We start from the raw sequence: 20127 nt of genomic DNA, 5'->3' as shown, positions 1-20127 counted from the left end.
ACTTTAATTTACGAATGGAGGAATCTTTATGATGATCAAGCATTGTGATGGAAACGGAAGAATGAGCAAAGCAGTGATTGCAGGAGATACGATTTATTTCTGTGGTCAGACATCCCGTGACGGCGGCGATATCAAAGTGCAGACGGAGGCAGTTCTGAAAAAGATTGATGATCTTCTTGCTGCATATGGTACTGATAAGCGCCATCTTATCATGGTTCAGATTTATTTGAAAAATATGGAAGATTTTTCCGGATTAAATGAAGTATACGACAAATGGGTAGAACCTGGATTTGAGCCTGCCCGCGCATGTGTGGAAGCTGCTCTGGCTGCTCCTCAGATTTTAGTAGAAATGGTTGTTACTGCTGTTAAAAAAGATTAATTTAAAAAGCTGCACACTGTGAAATCAGTGTGCAGCTCTATTTTTACGGAGTCACTGCTCCGCCCTCACCATCAAGTCCGCCATCCATGCCCTCGTCCAGTGCGTCATCCATACCGTCCACCAGAGAGTCACCGGCACCGGTCACGTCATTGACCACATCATTGGCATCCATGCCGATCTCTTCCAGCAGTCCATCACCATCCACATCCGTATGATCGTAGACACCATCACCATCTGTATCAAACAAAATGTCGTTAATATCTACATTTTCATTGGTCTGGTTACTGTCTTCTGTGGTTCCTGCCATATTGTCATCAGCAGTGGTTCCATTGTTCGTGTTATTCCGTCCACAGGCTGCTGTCAGCAGCAGAATAGCTGCCAGAAGCATATAAAGTCCATACTTTTTCAACTGTCTCATAATAGTCTCTCCTTTTTTCTGAGCTTTCTGTTACTAATATGGACAGTTCTTTTTGTTTTATACGCTTATTTATCTAAAATACACTCTTAGACCTGTGCATTTATCACATCACTCATGTGATAGAAGCCTGCCGGTTTGCCAGCCAGATATTTTGCAGCCTGGATCGCGCCTTTTCCAAAAATTGCGCGGGAATAAGCCGTGTGACTGAAGGTGATCACTTCATCCGTTCCAGCAAAGATCACATCATGATCTCCTACAATAGTTCCTCCACGTACCGCAGAGATACCAATCTCTTTTTTCTCACGTTTCTTGTGATCCTGACTTCTGTCATATTTATATTCATATTCACCGTCAAGCACGCCATCATTGATGGCATCTGCCAGAGCAAGTGCTGTTCCACTGGGTGCATCCAGCTTGCGGTTGTGATGCTTCTCCACGATCTCAATATCAAATCCGGCCGGCACAAGAATCTTTGCTGCGTCCTGAAGAATCTTCATGAGCATGTTGATACCAAGGGACATGTTAGCAGAACGAAGGACTGCCACCTGACTGCTGGCTTCCTCCAGGCTCTTTAACTGCTCCTCGCTTAAACCGGTAGTACACAGTACAACCGGAACTTTTTTTTCTGCACTGTACGCGATCAGTCCATCCACTGCCTTCGCAGAAGTGAAATCAATGATCACATCTGCTTCTACCGTACATTTATCAATAGAAGGAAATACCGGATAACCGTTGTCACGGCAGTCTACCGGATCTACTCCTGCTACAATCTCGATCTCCGGGTCATCCTTGATCAGTCCTGTGATCACCTGACCCATATGGCCGTTACAGCCATGCATAATTGCTCTGACCATCTTAGTTTTCTCCTTTTGCTTTTATGCCAAATGCTGCCATGGCTTCCTTTAACTGTGCCTGATGCTCTGGCTCCATCTCTGTCAGCGGCATACGTAAAGGTCCTGCTTCCCAGCCCAGCATGTTGAGAGCTGCTTTTACCGGGATCGGGTTCACTTCACAGAACAGTTTCTCAATAACTGGAAGTGCTTTTAACTGAAGTTCACGACTGCCTGCCACGTCACCTGCCATGAATTTGGCTACGATGTCATGAGTCTCTCTCGGAGCCACGTTAGACAGTACAGAGATCACACCTTTTCCGCCAAGAGACAGAATCGGAACGATCTGGTCATCATTACCGGAATAAATATCACAGCTGTCACCACAGAGCTGTGCCACTTTGGCGATCTGGGAAATATTTCCACTTGCTTCTTTCACCGCTACAATGTTCTCTACATGTTTTGTCAGATAAGCAATCGTCTCAGGCGTCATATTTACACCGGTACGTCCCTGAATATTATAAAGGATGATCGGAATCTTTACAGAATTGGCAATGGCTGTAAAATGTGCGATCAGACCTTTCTGGGTTGCTTTATTATAATAAGGAGATACCAGCAGCAGACCATCTGCGCCGTATTTTTCCGCTTCCTGAGACAGATAGATCGCAGTCTGAGTACAATTAGAACCAGTACCTGCGATCACAGGGATTCTTCCAGCTACTTTCTCAATCGTAAAACGGATGGCTTCCAGATGCTCCTCATGAGTCAGCGTGGAAGACTCACCAGTAGTTCCACAGATGATGATCGCATCTGTTCCATTCTCGATCTGATAATTCAGAAGTTCTTCCAGCTTCGGATAATTCACCTCGCCATTTGCTTTCATAGGTGTTACAATTGCTACTCCTGCACCTGTAAAAATAGACATATCTTCTCCTCCTGCTATTTTCTTTTTTGATATAAATGAAAAGAAGAGAGGCGTGCCAGTATACGCCTCTCCAGATTCTTACTACTTATCTTGATTGTCCGGATAGCGCTCCATCTGTTCCAGATGACAGTCATATGGTTATTGACCACATGCCCAAGATCCGGACTTGCAGAATATCCGGCCTTTCGGCGCTTACCCCTTTCGGCTGTCTTCCAGTGCCTCTGCTGCATCCGACCGTCTACTGATGATTCACGCGACCTCTATCTCTTTTGTTCAATTTTCTTCAATATAGCATCTTCCAGATGCTTTGTCAACAAGCCCTTAAGATTCCTTCAAGGCAGTGATCTGATAGACATCATCCGCCCAGTCCATCATCTCAGGACACAGCTTAATGCCTGTAAATATCAGCTCTGTAGTGTCAGAAGCCTCCCCCAGAAGCTCATGCACTTCCTCTGCTGATACAATCCCCTGCTCCACCAGTCCCAGGACCTCATCCAGGATCAGCACATCGCATTCTCCCGTAGCCAGCACCTTCTTTGCAAAGTTCAGACCATTCTTCATATTCATGATCTCTTCCTGCTGCTCTTCAGGTGCCAGATCTTCAAAAGCCGCCTCTCTCCGCTGAAAACGGAATAACTTGATCTCCGGTTCCAGCCGCTGGATAAAGCTGATCTCCTCATCTGCCTTCCGGCATTTCATAAACTGAACGACGAATACAGAACGCCCGAGGCTGGCTTCTTTGATGGCCTGCCCCAACGCTGCCGTCGTCTTTCCTTTTCCACTTCCGCAATATATCTGAAGTTTACCCTCTCTCATAGTACCCTCTCTATTCCTGACTCCAAACAATTAGCTGTTTTCGTCTATCTTACACCAGGTATATAAGAAATGCAAGTATTACTCCAGGTACTCAAGCTTGCTTACAGACACCTCATAGGCGATCCTGCGCTCGCTCTCTGTCTCATCTATTTTCTTCATATATTCCCTGCTCTGGATCCGTCCCCAGATCTGCGTGTGGCCTCCCACTTCAAAACCTGAAGCAAATCTTGCATTTCTTCCCCAGCAGATACACGGAATGTAGTCCGATTTTCCATAAGGACGGTTCACCGCCAGCAGAATATCCGCAATTTCTCTTCCAAGCGGTGTCTTCCGATAAACCGGCGCCTTGCAGATGTATCCATCCAGGAAGATCTGGTTGGTCTTGGAATTCTCTACTTCCTCATCCATGAATTCCAGTTCCCGCACAAAGACTGACAGCACCAGCCGGTTCTTCTTCTCTTCATGCCTGTTGTAAGACCGGAACTGTCCGGCCGCCCGGATGCAGGCACCCCTGTAATCTGCATTCACATCAATGAGTCTTTCTGAAATCATCAGTGGTATCACATCACAGGAGTCGCTGAGTCTTCTGACCGATACATCCAGCATATAGAAGCCTTCCCCAAAGACTTCATGACTGAACACAAACCCCGACACAACCTCCCCGATAATGGACACCTGGTTGTTTTCAATAATCTTATCCGACATATTTTTGTTCTCCCTTCCTTTTGACGAAGTGTCTCTCGTACTTTTGTCTGTAAAATATATTCATGGTCCTTACCAAATATTCCAACTATTTCAAAAAATATACATTTCAAAAAATTTCACGGAACTGCAAGAAAAAGCTTGTTTTCTGGGGAATTTGTGTTACACTATTAAATTTGTAGGATTTAAACAGGACAGAAACGTTATAAGATACAAAGAAGAGGTTAAATATGAAGAGAGAAGATGTAAGAAATATTGCCATCATCGCTCATGTAGACCATGGTAAAACCACTCTGGTCGATGAGCTTCTGAAACAGAGCGGTGTGTTCCGTGCCAATCAGGAAGTAGCTGAGAGAGTCATGGACTCCAATGACATTGAGAGAGAAAGAGGAATCACCATTCTCTCCAAAAATACCGCTGTTTTTTATAAGGATACAAAAATCAATATCATCGACACCCCAGGTCATGCAGACTTCGGCGGCGAGGTTGAGCGTGTACTGAAAATGGTAAACGGTGTCATCCTTGTTGTGGATGCTTTTGAAGGATCCATGCCGCAGACCAAATTCGTATTGAAGAAAGCACTGGAACTGAACCTGCCGGTTATCGTATGTATTAACAAGATCGACCGTCCAGAGGCTCGTCCTGCTGAAGTAGTAGACGAAGTTCTGGAACTTCTGATGGACCTTGAGGCCAGCGATGAGCAGCTTGACTGCCCGTTTGTCTATGCTTCCGCAAAAGCTGGTTATGCTTCCCTTGATCCGGAGGTGCAGGGCAAAGACATGACCCCGCTGTTCGATACCATTCTGGATTACATTCCGGCTCCGGAAGGGGATGCTGAGGCACCGACCCAGGTACTGATCAGCACCATTGACTACAACGAGTACGTTGGTCGTATTGGTGTTGGTAAAGTAGACCGTGGAACCATCAGCGTGAACCAGGATGTGGTGATCGTTAACCATCATGATCCGGATAAGATGCGCAAAGTAAAAGTCAGCCGTCTCTATGAATTTGATGGCTTAAATAAAGTAGAAGTACAGAGTGCAACCATCGGTTCCATCGTTGCCATCTCCGGTATTTCTGATCTGCACATCGGTGATACCCTCTGCTCCCCGGAAGCTCCGGATGCGATCCCGTTCCAGAAGATCTCCGAGCCGACCATCTCCATGCAGTTCAACGTCAATGACAGTCCGCTGGCTGGTACCGAAGGAAAATTTGTAACCTCCCGTCACTTAAGAGATCGTCTGTTCAGAGAGTTGAACACCGATGTCAGCCTTCGTGTGGAAGAGACCGACAGCACCGACAGCTTCAAAGTATCCGGTCGTGGTGAGCTTCATCTGTCCGTTCTGATCGAGAACATGCGCCGTGAGGGCTACGAGTTCTCCGTCAGCAAGGCAGAGGTTCTCTATCACTATGATGAGAACGGTAAGAAGCTGGAACCAATGGAGCTTGCTTACATCGATGTAGATGATGAATTCTCCGGAAGTGTTATCCAGAAGCTTGGCGAGAGAAAAGGTGAGCTTCGCAACATGCACACCAACAGCAATGGATCCACCCGTCTGGAATTCTCCATTCCGGCAAGAGGACTGATTGGATACCGTGGTGAGTTCATGACTGATACCAAGGGTACCGGCGTTCTGAATACCATTTTCAATGGTTACGAGCCGTACAAGGGAGATATTCAGTACCGGAAGCAGGGATCCCTGATCGCTTTCGAATCTGGCGAGTCCATCACTTACGGACTCTTCAATGCGCAGGAGCGTGGCGCTCTGTTCATCGGACCTGGCGTAAAAGTATATGCTGGTATGGTCATCGGACAGACTGGTAAGGCAGAGGATATTGAGATCAATGTCTGCAAGACCAAGAAGCTGACCAATACCCGTTCCTCCAGTGCAGATGAGGCACTGAAGCTGACTCCGCCAAGGATCTTAAGCCTGGAGCAGGCACTGGAATTCATTGATACTGATGAGCTTCTGGAGATCACTCCGAAGTCCCTTCGTATCCGTAAGAAGATTCTTGATCCGACCCTGAGAAAGAGAGCATCTTTCCGGAAATAGAATAAATTGTATGTGAATAGAGGCAGGTAAGCATGTGAAAGGAACGTCCGCAGTCCCGGTACTTCCTAAGACCGAGCCAAAGGCGAAGGTCGAAGGTTAGTACCGCTGGATCGAGGACTTAGCGAAAGCGGTTCCTTTTCACAGCTTACCTGCCTCTTTTTTACATACAATTCATTTTATTTCCGTCAAATTGACAGTTTTATTGCTTCTGTCAGTTGCTTCTTTGTGCATATATTGGTACAATAATGATAACAAAGACGCAAAGGGGGATTTTGCATGAAACTTGGATTTGTAGGTGCCGACCATGAAGTTACCGGCAGTTGTCACTATCTGGAAGCCTGCGGAAAACAGATCCTGATCGACTGCGGAATGGAACAGGGCAAAGATATTTATGTAAACCAGGATATTCCTATACCGATCAATCAGATCGATTATGTTCTACTGACACACGCACATATCGATCATTCGGGTCGTCTGCCACTTCTGTATAAAAATGGTTTCAAAGGCAGCATTATCTCTACCTTTGCCACCAGTGACCTGTGCAGCATTATGCTCCGCGACAGTGCTCATATTCAGGAATTTGAGGCAGAATGGCGTAACCGTAAAGCAAGACGTGCCGGCAGCGAGGAATATGTACCGCTCTACACTACAGAGGATGCACTGGGAGCCATCTCTTTGTTCCATCCCTGTGATTACGAGCAGACCATCGAATTAAGCGAAGGCATCAACATTCGTTTCCGAGATGTGGGTCATCTGCTCGGTTCCGCTTCCATTGAAATATGGATCACTGAGAACGGCATTTCCAGAAAACTGGTCTTCTCCGGCGATATTGGAAATATCAATCAACCACTGATCAAAGACCCACAGACTACCAGCTCCGCAGATTACGTGATCATGGAGTCCACCTACGGCGACCGCCTTCACAAGGCTCCACCGGATTATGCGGTGGAACTGGCAAATGTGATCAACCGTACCTTACGTCGGGGAGGCAATCTGGTCATCCCTGCATTTGCAGTGGGCCGCACGCAGGAAATGCTGTATTTTATCAGGGAGATCAAAGAACGAAAGCTGGTAGAGTTTGATTTTCCGGTATACGTGGACAGTCCGCTTGCTATAGAGGCTACATCCATTTTTAACAAGAATTTCCAGTCCTGTTTTGACGAAGAAGCTATGGCACTGATCCAGTCCGGTATCAGCCCCATCCGTTTTCCGAATCTTCACCTGGCCATCTCCAGCGACGAGTCGAAAGCCATCAACTTTGACTCCACACCAAAGGTGATCATCTCTGCTTCCGGTATGTGCGAAGCCGGTCGTATCAAACATCACCTGAAACACAATCTGTGGAGACCGGAGTGTGCTGTCCTCTTCGTAGGTTATCAGGCTTATGGAACACTGGGACGCGCTCTGACGGAGGGAGCTGAATATGTGAAGCTCTTTGGTGAGACCATCGAAGTAAAAGCCGAGCTGGCACAGCTGGACGGCGTCAGTGGGCACGCAGACAAGAACGGCCTGCTTCACTGGGTGGAAGCCTTCTCTCCGAAGCCGCAGATGGTATTTGTAGTCCACGGTGAGGATGAGACTTGTGATCATTTTGCAGAATGCCTGACAGATGAGCATCAGATTCCTGCCTGTGCACCATTCTCAGGCGCACTGTTTGATCTTGCCACCGGCGAATGGATCAAAGAAGGACTGAAGATCCCTGTAGCAGCCGAAAAGCCTGCTGCAAAACGCAAATCCGATATTTATGCCCGTCTGATCGAGGCCGGAAAACGATTGATGCAGGTTATCTACCACAACGAAGGCGGAGCCAACAAGGATCTTGCCAAATTTATCAGCCAGATCAACTCCCTCTGCGACAAATGGGACAGATAAGCATAAGAGCCGCGTTTTTGCGCGGCTCTTTCTCGTTACAGATTAAAGATTATTTTAATAAACAGCAGTGCAAGCACTACCAGAATAATGGGACGGATAACTTTCGTCCCATTTTTTAATACCATACCAGCACCCGCATAATGTCCTGCAATGCTGAACACCGATGCAGTCAGTCCCAGAAGTAACAGGATATGCCCGCCCAGCAAGAATGTCACCATCGAACACACATTGGAGCTTAGATTCAGAATCTTCGTATAGGCAGCCGACTCCATGGATGTCAGATGTGCCAGCCCCATGAACATGATCAGCAGAAATGTGCCGGTTCCCGGCCCGTAGAATCCGTCATATGTACCGATGATCAATGCACTGGTCCAGACGATCAGCTGCTCCTTTTTCGGTTCCAGGCGCTCCGTTTTTTCTGATATCAGTGAATTTTTCCGAAGTACGAAAAATGCTACCACTGGAAGCACAATCAACAGGACCTGACGCAGAATCTTCTCATCTGTCAGAATACTCAGTCTGGTTCCCAGATATGATCCGATCAATGCCATCACTACGGCCGGAGCGATCAGTTTCCAACGGATCTTTACCGACTTTCCGATCCTTATCGTCGAGATCAGCGTACCGGTAGCTGATGACAGTTTATTGGTTGCGATCGCATGATGGATGGGCACTCCCGCCAGATAATAGGCCGGAAGCGAGATCAATCCTCCGCCACCACCGATGGCATCCACAAAACCCGCAAGGAACACCAGCGGACATACGATCAAAAAAGTTGTCACATGTAATTCCATTCTCAATCCCCTCATTTGTATCCAATTTTTTCAACTTGTCCATTATACCGGTTTTCTTCCGGAATGTACAGCCTTTACACCTTTCTGTCCATATTGTATGATAAAAACAACCTATGAGAAGAGGAGACAACCATTATGAGAATCCTGATTGCAGAAGACGAAAAAGATCTGAACCACATTCTTGTACAAAAGCTTACACAGGACGGATACAGCGTAGACAACTGCTATGACGGACAGGAAGCTATGGATATTCTGACCTATACAAAATATGATGCTGTCATTCTGGATATTATGATGCCAAAAGCAGATGGATTTGCTGTTCTATCTTTCATCCGACAAAGGAATGATGACACACCTGTCCTGTTTCTGACTGCAAAGGATTCCGTTTCTGACCGGGTCAAGGGACTTGATAGTGGAGCGAATGATTATCTGATCAAACCATTTTCGCTGGAAGAGCTCTGTGCCCGCCTGCGTTCCATGCTGCGCACTTCGCATGGTCAGATCTCAAATATTCTTTCTGTTGGAGATCTGACTTTGGACTGCTCTACACACCATGTTGCCCGTGCGGGCAAAGAGATCACTCTTTCTTCAAAAGAATATGCATTGCTGGAATACCTTATGCACAATCAAGGACTGATTCTTTCCCGGGAAAAAATTGAAAATCATATCTGGAACTTCGATTACGAAGGTGGAACAAATGTGGTCGATGTCTATATCAGTTATCTCCGACGAAAAATTGACTCCGGACATGAGCGGCACCTGATCCACACTGTCAGAGGACGCGGCTACGTCCTCCGGGAGGATACTGATTCATGAAAAAATGGTCAATTCGCACGAAAATCACTTTGCTCTTCACAGTTGCCCTGACACTGATGGCTACGCTTTCCTGTCTCATCGTTTTTTCTGTCAGCCACCAGGTCATTCAAAAGACTGTTCGTGATAACCTGATTGAAAATGTAGAGCGAAATGTAGATGAAATAGAATATTATGAGACATTGGATGAAATCCAACCGGATCCTGATTTTACTAATCATGTGGATCTGTTGTTTCCCTATAAATCAGGATTTCTGGAAGTTGATGATGATTTTTTAAAACAGATCAATGGTGTATTCACATCTCTCTACAACCAGGATCAGGAACTGATCTACGGCGAGAATCCCATTGCTGTTGCCAGTCAGTCTGTTGAATTCAAGAATTCTGTAATACAAACGGTCAATGCAGATCATACAAAATATTATATTTTTGACCGGATGTTAAAAACAGGTTGCCAGGATCTATGGCTTCGCGGAGTCGTATCAAAAGATCAAGGTCATGCCGAACTCTCATCCATTACCAGACTGTCTCTGATCCTTATGCCTGTACTGATCCTTCTATCTGTTCTCATCAGTTACCTTTTTTCCGGACAGATTCTAAAACCTATCCGACAGATTTCAGATACTGCACTTCATATTTCCACTGGAAATGACCTGAAGCAACGTATCGAACTGAACCGCGGCGAAGATGAACTCCATCAGCTTGCAGACCAGTTTAATCATATGTTCCAACGTCTGGACCAGGCATTCGAGACCGAACAACAATTTACCTCTGATGCTTCCCATGAGCTTCGGACTCCTATGTCTGTAATTCTCGCTCAATGCGAGCTATCTCTGAGTGATCCTGAGACTTCTGTATCCAGCCGCACTGCATTCCTGACTATTCAGCGTCAGGGAAAACGTATGTCCCGGCTGATTAATGACATGCTGGATTATACCCGTCTGGAAATGCGCCCGGACCGGTATCCGAAGCAGAATGTAGATCTGTCAGCACTGACTACCTCTCTCTGCGATGATATGGCATTGATCCGTCAGCAAGGAATACAGTTAACTGCAGATATCCAGCCTGAGATCAATATTTATGGTAATCCCCAGTTGCTCAGTCGTCTTGTGACCAATCTGATCTCCAATGCATACAGGTACGGAAAAGAAAACGGCCATATCCTGGTTCGTTTGCATTCGAATGACACCGATGCATCTGAACGCAGATCGCTCTCTCTTTCTGTGGAAGATGACGGCATTGGCATTTCCAAAGAAGAGCAGAAACATATTTTCCAGCGTTTTTATCAGGTTGATCCATCCCGCTCCGGAGCAGGCACCGGTCTTGGTCTGTCCATGGTTCAACAGATCGCCGAATTTCATAATGGAACAGTAACTGTAAAGAGCGCTCCTGACGATGGAAGTATTTTTACCGTTCTAATGTTTCTCTAATCTTTCTGTAGTATGCTGTTATTACAAACAAAACAAGCCCGGCGAACAACTATTTACAGTTCCCGACAGAAAGGAGATCTTTATGTTACAGATCAGACAGTTTTTTAATACTCGAAAGCGAGCACTTACCTCTTCTGCAGTTGCTGTCGCTATTCTTGCCCTGGCAGGTACCGGCACTGCTTTTGCCACAGAGACCGTTGCACGAAATACTTCCATTGGTTCCGGAAATGCACAGAATTTCGCATTTGCCGATGCCGGTGTTGATCCAACTTCCGCCACAGGTATTCGCACTGAATTTGATTTTGAGCAGGGACAATTCATCTATGAAGTCGAGTTTCTTGCTAATGGAACAGAATACGAATATTGGATCAAGGCTTCCGATGGAAGTATCGTAAAAAAAGAGCAGGATCTGATTGATCCAACGATCTCTTCAGCTCAAAAAACAACAACACCATCGACACCACAGGACACACAGCAATCTACTCCTGCTCAGACTCAGCAATCTACTCCTGCTCAGACTCAGCAGTCTACTCCTGCTCAGACTCAGCAATCTGCCCCAGCTCAGGCTCAGCAGTCTACCCCAGCTCAGGCTCAGCAGTCTACCCCAGCTCAGGCTCAGCAATCTGCCTCTGTTAAGACCCAGCAATCTGCTCCAGCTCAGGCTCAGCAGATCAGTATCGACACTGCAAAGGCAACCGCTGTCAGCCATGCGGGCTTTCAGACAGCTGATGTCACTTTCTCCAAGGCGAAGCTGGATCATGAGGATGGCCGTACCATCTATGAAATTGAATTTTTCAATAATCATGTGGAATATGAATATGAGATTGATGCCATAACCGGATCCGTCCTGAAATCTGATTCAGACTATGATGATTATGATGATTACGATGATCATGACGATCATGATGATTACGATGATTACGATGATCATGACGATCATGATGATCATGATGATTACGATGATTACGACGATCATGATGATTACGATGATTACGATGATTGATTTTACAGTTCGTTTCGTAGTATAATTTAGACAGCTATATAGAAAAAACTTCTATATAGCTGTCATTTTTATGTTATCACACAGGAGGGTATGATATTGGAAAAATCAACTGTCTATTTTACTAACTTCCGATGTCCGGTAGGCACCAGCCAGATTGACAAGCTGAAAAAGCTCTGCATTGCTGCCGGTATCCGCAATATTGACATGGATGGAAAGTTCGTAGCTATCAAAATGCATTTCGGTGAGCTGGGCAATCTGGCATTCCTGCGCCCCAACTATGCAAAAGCAGTGGCAGATCTATGTAAGGAACAGGGGGGACTGCCGTTCCTGACTGACTGTAATACACTATATCCGGGCAGCCGCAAGAATGCACTGGAACACCTGGACTGTGCGAACCTGAACGGATTCAACACCATCAGCACTGGCTGTCAGATTCTGATCGGAGATGGACTTCGCGGAACAGACGAGATCGAAGTTCCCGTTGTAAACGGTGAGTATTGTAAAACCGCAAAGATCGGCCGCGCTATCATGGATGCAGATATCTTCATCAGTCTGACCCATTTCAAAGGTCATGAATCTACCGGTTTTGGTGGTACAGTTAAGAATATCGGTATGGGCTGTGGAAGTCGTGCCGGTAAAATGGAACAGCACAAGAGTGGAAAACCGGCTATTGATGAAAATCTGTGCCGTGGCTGCAAACGCTGTGCCAAAGAATGCGGAAGTGATGCTATCTCTTATCCGAACAAAAAAGCCGTTATTGATTATGATAAATGCAAAGGCTGTGGCCGTTGTATCGGAGCCTGCAGCTTTGACGCAGTCTACAATCCGAATGACAGCGCTAACGAGCTTCTGGACCGCAAGATGGCAGAATATGCACAAGCTGTCTGTCACGACCGTCCTTGCTTCCATATCTCTCTGGTTCAGGACATCAGCCCTAACTGTGACTGTCACGGTGAAAATGACGCGCCGATCCTGCCGGATATCGGAATGTTCGCAAGCTTTGACCCGATCGCGCTGGATCAGGCCTGTGCTGATGCCTGCCTGAAGGCAACTCCAATCGCCAACAGCCAGCTCGGCGAAAATCTGGCAAAACCCGACTGGGTCTGCCACCACAATCATTTCAAGGATTCCAATCCGAATGTAGAGTGGGAAGCTACCCTGGATCAGGGTGAGAAGATCGGCCTTGGAAGCCGTTCCTATGAATTGAAAGAGATCTGATAAAGTCTAACAGCATCGATGTCATCCTGAAGGTGTACATCGATGCTTTTTTATTGAGCTTTCCTTTTTCCAAAATCTGTACAACGTAAAAAAGAGCTTTCCTTTTCAGGAAAGCTCTCAAGTAGCAGGGCTACAAGGATTCGAACCTTGAAATGACGGAGTCAGAGTCCGTCTTACTACACCTGATTTCCCTTGTAACCACAGGCTATTCCAGTCATTCATATAGGTTGATTGACCTACAGATTGACCTAACATTTTCAGAATCAAGTCCATGTTAAAAAAACTGAAATCCGGAGATATTATTGTTACGAAAAGACGAGCGTGAAACAATCCGTCAGCGACAGGCAGAAGGAAATGCCGCCGCAAAAATGCGCGGAGTAAGATTTGGGAAACCCCGAAGTACACTCCCGCAGAATTTCCCGGAACTCTATCAGCGTTGGCGAAAAAAGCAGCTAACGATCCATGAATTTGCAGAGATTTGTAATATAGGCAGAAGTAGGCTCTACACAAAAATTTCAGAATATGAAAAACAACAAAGTATCAAAATACATAACTTTTAAAAGAAAAAAATAAATCTTAAAAAATATACTTAAGTTTTTGATCTACCTAACGATAATATAGGTGTACAGTGATTTTATGAAGTCCAAAAAGGTGTACTTATCAAGACACTTGCCGGCAGTCTGGAGTATTCCTCTTTACTTTATAACAATCACTGACAGAAGCAAAGCCGGAAAAGGATTTCCGGCAGGATTTTAATTCAAGGAGGAATTTTACAATGAGAATTCAGCACAATATCGCAGCATTGAACTCTTACAGAAACTTAACAGGAAACAACAGTGCAGTTTCCAAGAACTTAGAGAAATTATCTTCCGGTTATAAGATCAACCGTGCCGGAGACGACGCAGCAGGACTTGCAATTTCCGAAAAGATGCGTGCACAGATCACAGGTCTGAACACAGCACAGAAGAACGCGCAGGACGGCGTATCTCTTGTACAGACAGCAGAGGGAGCATTGACAGAAGTTCACTCCATGCTGAACCGTATGGTAGAGCTGGCTGACCAGTCCGCTAACGGAACATACGACAACGCAGTAGACCGTGCAAACCTGCAGAAAGAGATCGCTTCCCTGAAAGATGAGATTGACCGTATCGCAGACTCTACAAACTTCAACGGAATCAACCTGTTAGACGGTTCCCTGTCTACAAAGACAACAACTACACTGAACGGTCCAGAAGCAGGTACAAACGCTGCAGTTGATTTGAAATTTACATTTGCTGAGCAGTTCAAAGGCAATGACATCAGCGTAGCATTAGAGCATAAAGCCAGCGCCAAAGATAAGATTGAAGCAACAGTTGGTGCTGACGGCAAGATCACACTGAAAATGGACGCTACTGTGGCTCACTCCGCATCTGCGATCAAGGAAGCATTGGCAAATGCTAATATTGACGATGTTGCAAAAGAAGATCGGGCAAAAATGAGCAGTCTTCTTGCAAGCGCTACGGTAACAGGTGCAGGTACAACTGCCTTAACGACTGGTGACGGCTTCGCAGGAACAGCCACAACGACACCAGCAAAAGGAAAGTCTTTAACACTTCAGATCGGTGATACTTCCGCAGATTTCAACCAGATGGCAGTTTCTGTTGGCGATATGCATGCGGAGGCTCTTGGAATCGCTGATATCGACATCAGCACACAGGTTGGAGCACAGACTGCAGTTGACAAGATCAAGTCTGCAATCAACTCTGTATCTTCTACTCGTGGTGATCTTGGTGCGATCCAGAACCGTCTGGAGCACACGATCAACAACCTGAGTGTAACAGCTGAGAACATGACCGCTGCTGAAAGCCGGATCCGTGACGTAGACATGGCAAATGAGATGATGGCTTATACAAAGAACAACATTCTTGTTCAGTCTTCTCAGGCAATGCTTGCACAGGCAAATCAGCTTCCGCAGGGAGTTCTTCAGTTATTACAGTAATACATACACACACCCTATTTTATCAAAAAGGCTTCCGGGGATTTCTCGGAAGTCTTTTCCTTTTCACGAAATATTCCCGCTGTTTTGTCATAAACCGTCCATCACACTCATATAATAAATTAGGAAATAGATCGTTCTAAAATATCACGTTTCCGCTTCACCAGAAAGCTGTTGACCATTATTTTTATATCCGATATAATATACCCATATCCTATATTATAGTTTCAGGAGGCACTTATATGAACCCATTAATCAATGCAGAAATTGGGATGCTCTACACAACTGATTCCCGCTTTCTTGCGAAAATAAAGTACACCCGTAATCCAGCTTCCTATACATTTATTTTTTCTTCCCCCCCGGAAAGTCCACTTCCAAAGCAAGTCTATCTGATGCCCGGGGAAGCCCCGAATGACTATACTTCATTCCTTTGTACAACCACCGGTGTTTTTAACGAATTTTATGTTCCCCAGACTGATCGGACATGGTATTTAACAGAAACAGAGACTTTGGATTTACCGGATTACCGTACGGAATTACGCATCGATCTCTCTTTTCCTCTGACCATCGTTCCACAAGGTACATCTAAAAACACAACAATTTCCGTTGTGGACATCAGCGTCGGCGGTTTGAAATTTATTACTGACCAGGAGTTTCAGGTTGATAAAACCTTTTCTTTTATATTTACAAAAGGGGCTGAACCGGTTTTCATTACCGCACTCATATTGAAAAGATATCCTGCAAGAACTCCCGGCGTTTACTGTTACGGATGCCGTTTTCTGGATCTTCCCCAGCAAGCCGAATCTGTGCTTCGCGGTTTCATTTTCAAGGAAAATCTGATCCAGAGTAAATCTCACCGCCGTCTGTGATTCCGGTAAATCTACATAAGAAAAAGAGGGACATTCGCCCGACGCAGCGTTTGCATAAGGCAGTCCCTCTTTTTGATCCTGATTCTGTTATTTTTTCTTAACTTCCTCGCTATGCGCTTCTTCCGCAGTTGTTTCTTCTCGTATTGCTTCTTGTGTCTCATCCGCATGTTTCGGAACATATCTTAAAAAATAAGCATAAATGTCCACGATCGTCTGGTACAATTCCGGCGGGATCTCTTTCCCCAGTTTCATCTGTGCCAGTACCGTAGCCAACGAATTATCCTCATAAACCGGAATGCCATTGTCATTCGCGATCTCAACGATCTTTTCAGCGACATATCCCATACCGGATGCAACGATCACCGGCGCAGAGTTCTGCGTCTCATCATACTTCAATGCAACTGCTTTTTGTTCCAGTGTATCATATTGTGACATTTACCATATTTCTCCTTTCATAGATCTGTGGGAACGCAGCCGACACCGGAATGGATTCTTTTCCCTGTTCTACTGCCAGATAGCGGATCTCCATTCCATTCTTTTTCAAAATGTCTGCGATCCCCTCACGGATCTCTTTTTCCTTTGGAAGCAGATTTTCCGGATAGTGAAGAAGAAGATCCATTTTCCCCTCCTCATAATAACAGAAAATATCAAAAAATCCCACTTCTTTCATGTCGAATTTCAAAAGTAATTTCACGCCGCTTTCTCCGGGCGTCTCTCCACCACCTGACGAATCATCCGGATCCAGCCAGATTTCCGAGAACACCGGAGTTCCATCCAGGATAAACGGAAGCGTTACATGCAGAACCGGCATATACACGCTTTCATTGATCAACATTCCATGGAGCAGCGTCATAAAATCTTCTTTATTTTCAATCCCGGCTTTTCCCTCTGCTCCCATACGGAGTAACGAAAGGAATTGCTCCGACCATTCCTCCTTGCCTGCCGCGCGGTCAAAATCAATATTCTGGAACAGTTCACGGATCTCTGCTCTGTCCATGCTTGCAAAATGTCTGCGGAACGCCGGAAAATCGGACAGCCGTTTGAACGCGTCTACCACACCGTCAAGATTACCATTCTCATAACGGGAAGTATTAAACGTCAGCAAGTTGATCAAATCCCTGATCTTGCCCAGATTCCTCGTCTCCGAAATATAATTTCCGAGAAATGGGATAATATCTGATTTCAGAAGTTTGATATTCTTCTCCATGTTCTCCTGACTATGCGGTAATAACTGCTGCGTCAGTCTTTGCAGGCCTGCCCGTTCATTTCGGAACATATAGCTTTCAATCTCTTTTAATTCCCCTTTTATGTTGGTCATGATATGCTTTCCGGAAGACATATCGTTATATTTTTTCAAAAAGTCAAGGATCCCCGCTTTGAGTTCCACACTTCCCGCTTCTTTCATCACGCCGCGCAGCAGTTCAAAAAGAGAGCCTTTCATCTTATTGGAACCATTCATCTGGCTCTTCAAAAATTCTTTTAACTTTTGCGGATCCATCTCCAACATCCCCAAAAGCATATGGATCTCTTCCGCCATGCCGGTTCCGATCCCTGCTTCGATCACGTTTCTCATTCCCGAGAACAACATTTTCGACATGATCTCACTTGCCCGCGGGATATTTGCCAATGTACGGACAAAATTGCCAAAGTTCGATTCATAAGAAAGTCCCTGCTGAACGCCACGTTCATTCCCATATTCGGCACGACTGTCGGCTCGCACGACCTTGTCCGGATTCACCGGATTTTTGATCCCGACATCATTTTTCATCTGCGGATCCTGTTTGCTCACATTGTTCTCATACCCTGAGATTGGCGTGGAAATTTTTAAAATATTTGACATTTTTTCACCTACTCTATAATTTTCTCTTATCTTTTCACATTTGCCTGACGATATTAAAAATGTATTAAACATAAGGCGGTGCTTATATTATGGATAACATGCTTGAAATGTATCTCTATGAAACAAACACTTTATTAGATCAATTGGATGAACTTTTGATAGAAGCTGAAAAAAATGAAGATTTTACAACGAACGACGTCAATGAAATCTTCCGCATCATGCATACGATCAAAGGTTCCTCTGCTATGATGGAATTCTCTCCTTTGATGGAGATCGCGCATCATATCGAGGACTTGTTCTTCTATATTCGCGAAAATGGACTTGATGCCCTGAGCGAGTCCCATAAAAATGACCTGTTCAATCTGATGTTCCAGTCAACCGACGCTCTGCGCAGCGAAGTTGAAAAGCTGGAGAACAATGAACCCCTTAGTACTAATATCGACAGTGTCATTACAGATATTAATAGTTTTTTAGAAAAAATCAGCGGGAAGAACGCTTCCGCAAAAGAGACCGGAGGAGCTGCTTCTGATGCGAAGTCTTCTTCTGCGCAAAGCGGTCCGTTGTCTCCCGATTTTCTTCCGGAGGGAACTTACCCGCAGTATATCAAGATCATGTTCGAGGAAGGATGCGGCATGGAGAACCTGCGCGCATTCATGGTGATCAAAGCGCTTCAGGAGATGGATATTCCATTCCTGTTTTATCCTGCTGATGTGGAAACCAACTCAGACACGATCGACTTTATACAGGAACACGGCTTTTATGTCTGCCCGGAATCCCGGGAACTGACAGAGGTTGCCGTCAATGTCATCAAGGAGATCAACAGCGTCTCTAGCTTTGAAGTCCTTGATCACGCTGCGGCGTCTGCGCCGGGAGAAAACACAGCGGAAAAGCCAAAAGAACAGGTGAATGCTTCTCATCCGTCTGCCGTTTCCGCCCCTGCGTCAGGCAGCGCTTCCTCTGCTGCGTCCTCTTCCGGAACTCCTGCAAAGCAGAGTTTGATCAGCGTCAGTCTTTCCAAGCTGGACAGCCTCATGGCGATCGTCGGTGAGATCGTGATCACAGAATCTATGGTGACTTCTTCTCCCGAGATCCAGAATCTGAAACTGGACAGTTTCCTGAAGTCTACCCGACAGCTCCGCAAGCTTACCGATGACTTACAGGACATCGCGATGTCTCTTAGAATGGTTCCGGTCTCCGGTACGTTCCAGAAGATGAACCGGATCGTTCGTGACATGAAGAAGAAATTAAATAAAAACGTACGGCTTACGATCGAAGGGGAGAACACCGAGATCGATAAGAGTATCGTGGACAGTATCAGCGATCCGATCATGCACATTGTGCGTAATTCCATGGATCACGGGGTCGAACCGACTACGGAAGAACGGATCGCCGCCGGAAAGCCTGCGCAGGCAGAGATCGTCCTTTCCGCAATACATACCGGAAGCGAGGTCATTATTTCCGTGCGGGACGATGGTCGCGGTATGGATACTGTAAAGATTTTGGAAAAGGCAGAGCGCAACGGTCTTCTCACAAAGCCTGCCAGCGAATATTCCCAGAAAGAGATCTTATCTCTTCTGATGATTCCCGGTTTTTCTACCAACGAGGAAGTTACCGAGTTCTCCGGTCGTGGAGTCGGCATGGATGTTGTGAAGAAGAACGTAGAATCGGTCGGCGGCATCATTTCCATCACCAGCGAACTTGGAAAAGGAAGCTGTACCACTTTGAAGATCCCGCTTACGCTCGCGATCGTAGATGGTATGGAGATTTCTGTCGGAAAATCCATCTTCACGATCCCGATCGCCAATATCCGGCAGTCTTTCAAAGCTGAGAAAGAATCCATCATTCTGGACGCCAGCGGCAATGAGATCATCAAGTGTATGGATGAGTTTTATCCGATCGTCCGGATCCATGATTTATACAATATCGAAACAGACATCACGAATATCGAAGACGGTATTCTGATCTGGGTAGAGGCGAGCGACAAATCTTACTGTCTGTTCGTAGATGAGCTGCTTGGAGAACAACAGGTTGTTGTAAAACCGCTTCCTGCTTACTTGAACAATTTCAACATCAAAGATTCCGGGATCAGCGGTTGTACGATCCTGGGCGACGGCAACATCAGTATCATACTGGACATCCTGAATCTCTACCTTGTCTCAGAAAATCAATACTAAATTACTGAAATCGGA

The 20127-nt window shown here is 45.7% G+C and carries 19 protein-coding genes, 1 tRNA gene and 1 riboswitch; of the genes, 11 read left to right on the top strand and 9 right to left on the bottom strand.

Annotated features, from left to right (window positions below; translation table 11 throughout):
• Positions 1-28 precede the first annotated feature (28 nt).
• Entirely contained in the window at positions 29-379 is a 351-nt protein-coding gene (locus WMO62_RS11215) for a RidA family protein (protein ID WP_118512035.1), read from the top strand.
• A gap of 43 nt (positions 380-422) precedes the next feature.
• Here WMO62_RS11215 and WMO62_RS11210 read toward each other — a convergent pair whose 3' ends face one another.
• From WMO62_RS11210 to WMO62_RS11190, 5 genes are all read right to left on the bottom strand, one after another.
• On the bottom strand, positions 423-797 hold the full coding sequence (locus tag WMO62_RS11210) for a hypothetical protein (RefSeq protein ID WP_117499661.1): 375 nt from the start codon (positions 795-797) through the stop codon (positions 423-425).
• Between the two features lie 86 nt (positions 798-883).
• A complete protein-coding gene (gene dapB, locus WMO62_RS11205) occupies positions 884-1651 on the bottom strand; it encodes a 4-hydroxy-tetrahydrodipicolinate reductase (RefSeq protein ID WP_349144688.1) in 768 nt (255 codons plus the stop codon).
• A gap of 1 nt (position 1652) precedes the next feature.
• Entirely contained in the window at positions 1653-2552 is a 900-nt protein-coding gene (gene dapA, locus WMO62_RS11200; protein ID WP_118627484.1) for a 4-hydroxy-tetrahydrodipicolinate synthase, read from the bottom strand.
• Positions 2553-2647: 95 nt separating this feature from the next.
• Positions 2648-2823: riboswitch (Lysine riboswitch) on the bottom strand.
• 50 nt (positions 2824-2873) lie between these two features.
• On the bottom strand, positions 2874-3368 hold the full coding sequence (locus tag WMO62_RS11195) for a cob(I)yrinic acid a,c-diamide adenosyltransferase (protein ID WP_118717171.1): 495 nt from the start codon (positions 3366-3368) through the stop codon (positions 2874-2876).
• 78 nt (positions 3369-3446) lie between these two features.
• Positions 3447-4073 carry a single-stranded DNA-binding protein gene (locus WMO62_RS11190; protein WP_117499665.1) on the bottom strand — a complete coding sequence of 209 codons (627 nt, stop codon included), beginning with the start codon at positions 4071-4073 and terminating at the stop codon, positions 3447-3449.
• Between the two features lie 227 nt (positions 4074-4300).
• Between WMO62_RS11190 and typA the strand changes: the two genes are divergently transcribed.
• Complete coding sequence (gene typA / locus WMO62_RS11185) at positions 4301-6124, top strand: translational GTPase TypA (protein WP_118439842.1); 1824 nt, start codon at positions 4301-4303, stop codon at positions 6122-6124.
• Between the two features lie 276 nt (positions 6125-6400).
• Positions 6401-7996 (top strand): MBL fold metallo-hydrolase RNA specificity domain-containing protein, encoded by a 1596-nt coding sequence (locus WMO62_RS11180; protein ID WP_349144687.1) that lies wholly within the window; start codon positions 6401-6403, stop codon positions 7994-7996.
• A 35-nt stretch (positions 7997-8031) separates the two neighbouring features.
• Here the strand turns inward: WMO62_RS11180 and WMO62_RS11175 are convergent, their stop codons facing one another.
• Positions 8032-8790 carry a sulfite exporter TauE/SafE family protein gene (locus tag WMO62_RS11175; protein WP_349144686.1) on the bottom strand — a complete coding sequence of 253 codons (759 nt, stop codon included), beginning with the start codon at positions 8788-8790 and terminating at the stop codon, positions 8032-8034.
• Between the two features lie 135 nt (positions 8791-8925).
• Between WMO62_RS11175 and WMO62_RS11170 the strand changes: the two genes are divergently transcribed.
• From WMO62_RS11170 to WMO62_RS11155, 4 genes are all read left to right on the top strand, one after another.
• Entirely contained in the window at positions 8926-9606 is a 681-nt protein-coding gene (locus tag WMO62_RS11170; protein ID WP_117499355.1) for a response regulator transcription factor, read from the top strand.
• Positions 9603-11033, top strand: a complete 1431-nt coding sequence (locus WMO62_RS11165; protein WP_349144685.1) for a sensor histidine kinase — start codon at positions 9603-9605, stop codon at positions 11031-11033. The genes WMO62_RS11170 and WMO62_RS11165 overlap by 4 nt, the downstream gene beginning before the upstream one ends.
• 82 nt (positions 11034-11115) lie before the next feature.
• Complete coding sequence (locus WMO62_RS11160; RefSeq protein ID WP_349144684.1) at positions 11116-12036, top strand: PepSY domain-containing protein; 921 nt, start codon at positions 11116-11118, stop codon at positions 12034-12036.
• A 96-nt stretch (positions 12037-12132) separates the two neighbouring features.
• The gene (locus WMO62_RS11155; RefSeq protein ID WP_349144683.1) at positions 12133-13254 is read left to right on the top strand and encodes a DUF362 domain-containing protein; all 1122 of its coding nucleotides are present in this window, start codon (positions 12133-12135) and stop codon (positions 13252-13254) included.
• Positions 13255-13379: 125 nt separating this feature from the next.
• Here the strand turns inward: WMO62_RS11155 and WMO62_RS11150 are convergent.
• Positions 13380-13456: transfer RNA gene (locus WMO62_RS11150), tRNA-Ser, on the bottom strand.
• A gap of 100 nt (positions 13457-13556) precedes the next feature.
• Here WMO62_RS11150 and WMO62_RS11145 point away from each other — a divergent pair.
• The 3 genes from WMO62_RS11145 to WMO62_RS11135 all read left to right on the top strand — a co-directional run bounded on the left by WMO62_RS11145 (position 13557) and on the right by WMO62_RS11135 (position 16098).
• A complete protein-coding gene (locus WMO62_RS11145) occupies positions 13557-13814 on the top strand; it encodes a hypothetical protein (protein WP_349144682.1) in 258 nt (85 codons plus the stop codon).
• Positions 13815-14029: 215 nt separating this feature from the next.
• Positions 14030-15232, top strand: a complete 1203-nt coding sequence (locus tag WMO62_RS11140) for a flagellin N-terminal helical domain-containing protein (protein WP_349144681.1) — start codon at positions 14030-14032, stop codon at positions 15230-15232.
• Positions 15233-15471: 239 nt separating this feature from the next.
• Positions 15472-16098, top strand: a complete 627-nt coding sequence (locus WMO62_RS11135; RefSeq protein WP_349144680.1) for a PilZ domain-containing protein — start codon at positions 15472-15474, stop codon at positions 16096-16098.
• An 87-nt stretch (positions 16099-16185) separates the two neighbouring features.
• Here WMO62_RS11135 and WMO62_RS11130 read toward each other — a convergent pair whose 3' ends face one another.
• Together WMO62_RS11130 and WMO62_RS11125 are read right to left on the bottom strand one after the other, a co-directional pair.
• Positions 16186-16533: an EscU/YscU/HrcU family type III secretion system export apparatus switch protein gene (locus tag WMO62_RS11130; protein WP_009266757.1), complete on the bottom strand. Its 348-nt coding sequence runs from the start codon at positions 16531-16533 to the stop codon at positions 16186-16188.
• Positions 16520-17938 (bottom strand): hypothetical protein, encoded by a 1419-nt coding sequence (locus WMO62_RS11125; protein ID WP_009266758.1) that lies wholly within the window; start codon positions 17936-17938, stop codon positions 16520-16522. Before WMO62_RS11125 ends, WMO62_RS11130 begins: the two co-directional genes overlap by 14 nt.
• Before the next feature lie 89 nt (positions 17939-18027).
• On the opposite strand from WMO62_RS11125, the gene WMO62_RS11120 reads away from it, so the two are divergent.
• Positions 18028-20112, top strand: coding sequence for a chemotaxis protein CheA (locus WMO62_RS11120; RefSeq protein ID WP_349144679.1), 2085 nt, complete (start codon positions 18028-18030; stop codon positions 20110-20112).
• The last annotated feature ends 15 nt before the right edge of the window (positions 20113-20127 follow it).

It is taken from the genome of Hominiventricola aquisgranensis (genome assembly GCF_040096225.1).
In the GTDB taxonomy this organism is placed as follows: domain Bacteria; phylum Bacillota; class Clostridia; order Lachnospirales; family Lachnospiraceae; genus Hominiventricola; species Hominiventricola aquisgranensis.
Note: the sequence above shows the minus strand (reverse complement) of the source record. Positions and strands in the feature narration are given on the sequence as shown.

Bases quoted from the DNA above. Each gene is read 5' to 3' on its own strand.
- typA (WP_118439842.1), top strand. From the start codon at position 4,301: ATGAAGAGAGAAGATGTAAGAAATATTGCCATCATCGCTCATGTAGAC.
- WMO62_RS11180 (WP_349144687.1), top strand. From the start codon at position 6,401: ATGAAACTTGGATTTGTAGGTGCCGACCATGAAGTTACCGGCAGTTGT.
- WMO62_RS11160 (WP_349144684.1), top strand. From the start codon at position 11,116: ATGTTACAGATCAGACAGTTTTTTAATACTCGAAAGCGAGCACTTACC.
- WMO62_RS11120 (WP_349144679.1), top strand. From the start codon at position 18,028: ATGGATAACATGCTTGAAATGTATCTCTATGAAACAAACACTTTATTA.
- WMO62_RS11170 (WP_117499355.1), top strand. From the start codon at position 8,926: ATGAGAATCCTGATTGCAGAAGACGAAAAAGATCTGAACCACATTCTT.
- WMO62_RS11140 (WP_349144681.1), top strand. From the start codon at position 14,030: ATGAGAATTCAGCACAATATCGCAGCATTGAACTCTTACAGAAACTTA.
- dapA (WP_118627484.1), bottom strand. From the start codon at position 2,552: ATGTCTATTTTTACAGGTGCAGGAGTAGCAATTGTAACACCTATGAAA.
- WMO62_RS11175 (WP_349144686.1), bottom strand. From the start codon at position 8,790: ATGGAATTACATGTGACAACTTTTTTGATCGTATGTCCGCTGGTGTTC.
- WMO62_RS11190 (WP_117499665.1), bottom strand. From the start codon at position 4,073: ATGTCGGATAAGATTATTGAAAACAACCAGGTGTCCATTATCGGGGAG.
- WMO62_RS11165 (WP_349144685.1), top strand. From the start codon at position 9,603: ATGAAAAAATGGTCAATTCGCACGAAAATCACTTTGCTCTTCACAGTT.
- WMO62_RS11195 (WP_118717171.1), bottom strand. From the start codon at position 3,368: ATGAGAGAGGGTAAACTTCAGATATATTGCGGAAGTGGAAAAGGAAAG.
- WMO62_RS11215 (WP_118512035.1), top strand. From the start codon at position 29: ATGATGATCAAGCATTGTGATGGAAACGGAAGAATGAGCAAAGCAGTG.
- WMO62_RS11210 (WP_117499661.1), bottom strand. From the start codon at position 797: ATGAGACAGTTGAAAAAGTATGGACTTTATATGCTTCTGGCAGCTATT.
- WMO62_RS11130 (WP_009266757.1), bottom strand. From the start codon at position 16,533: ATGTCACAATATGATACACTGGAACAAAAAGCAGTTGCATTGAAGTAT.
- dapB (WP_349144688.1), bottom strand. From the start codon at position 1,651: ATGGTCAGAGCAATTATGCATGGCTGTAACGGCCATATGGGTCAGGTG.
- WMO62_RS11135 (WP_349144680.1), top strand. From the start codon at position 15,472: ATGAACCCATTAATCAATGCAGAAATTGGGATGCTCTACACAACTGAT.
- WMO62_RS11125 (WP_009266758.1), bottom strand. From the start codon at position 17,938: ATGTCAAATATTTTAAAAATTTCCACGCCAATCTCAGGGTATGAGAAC.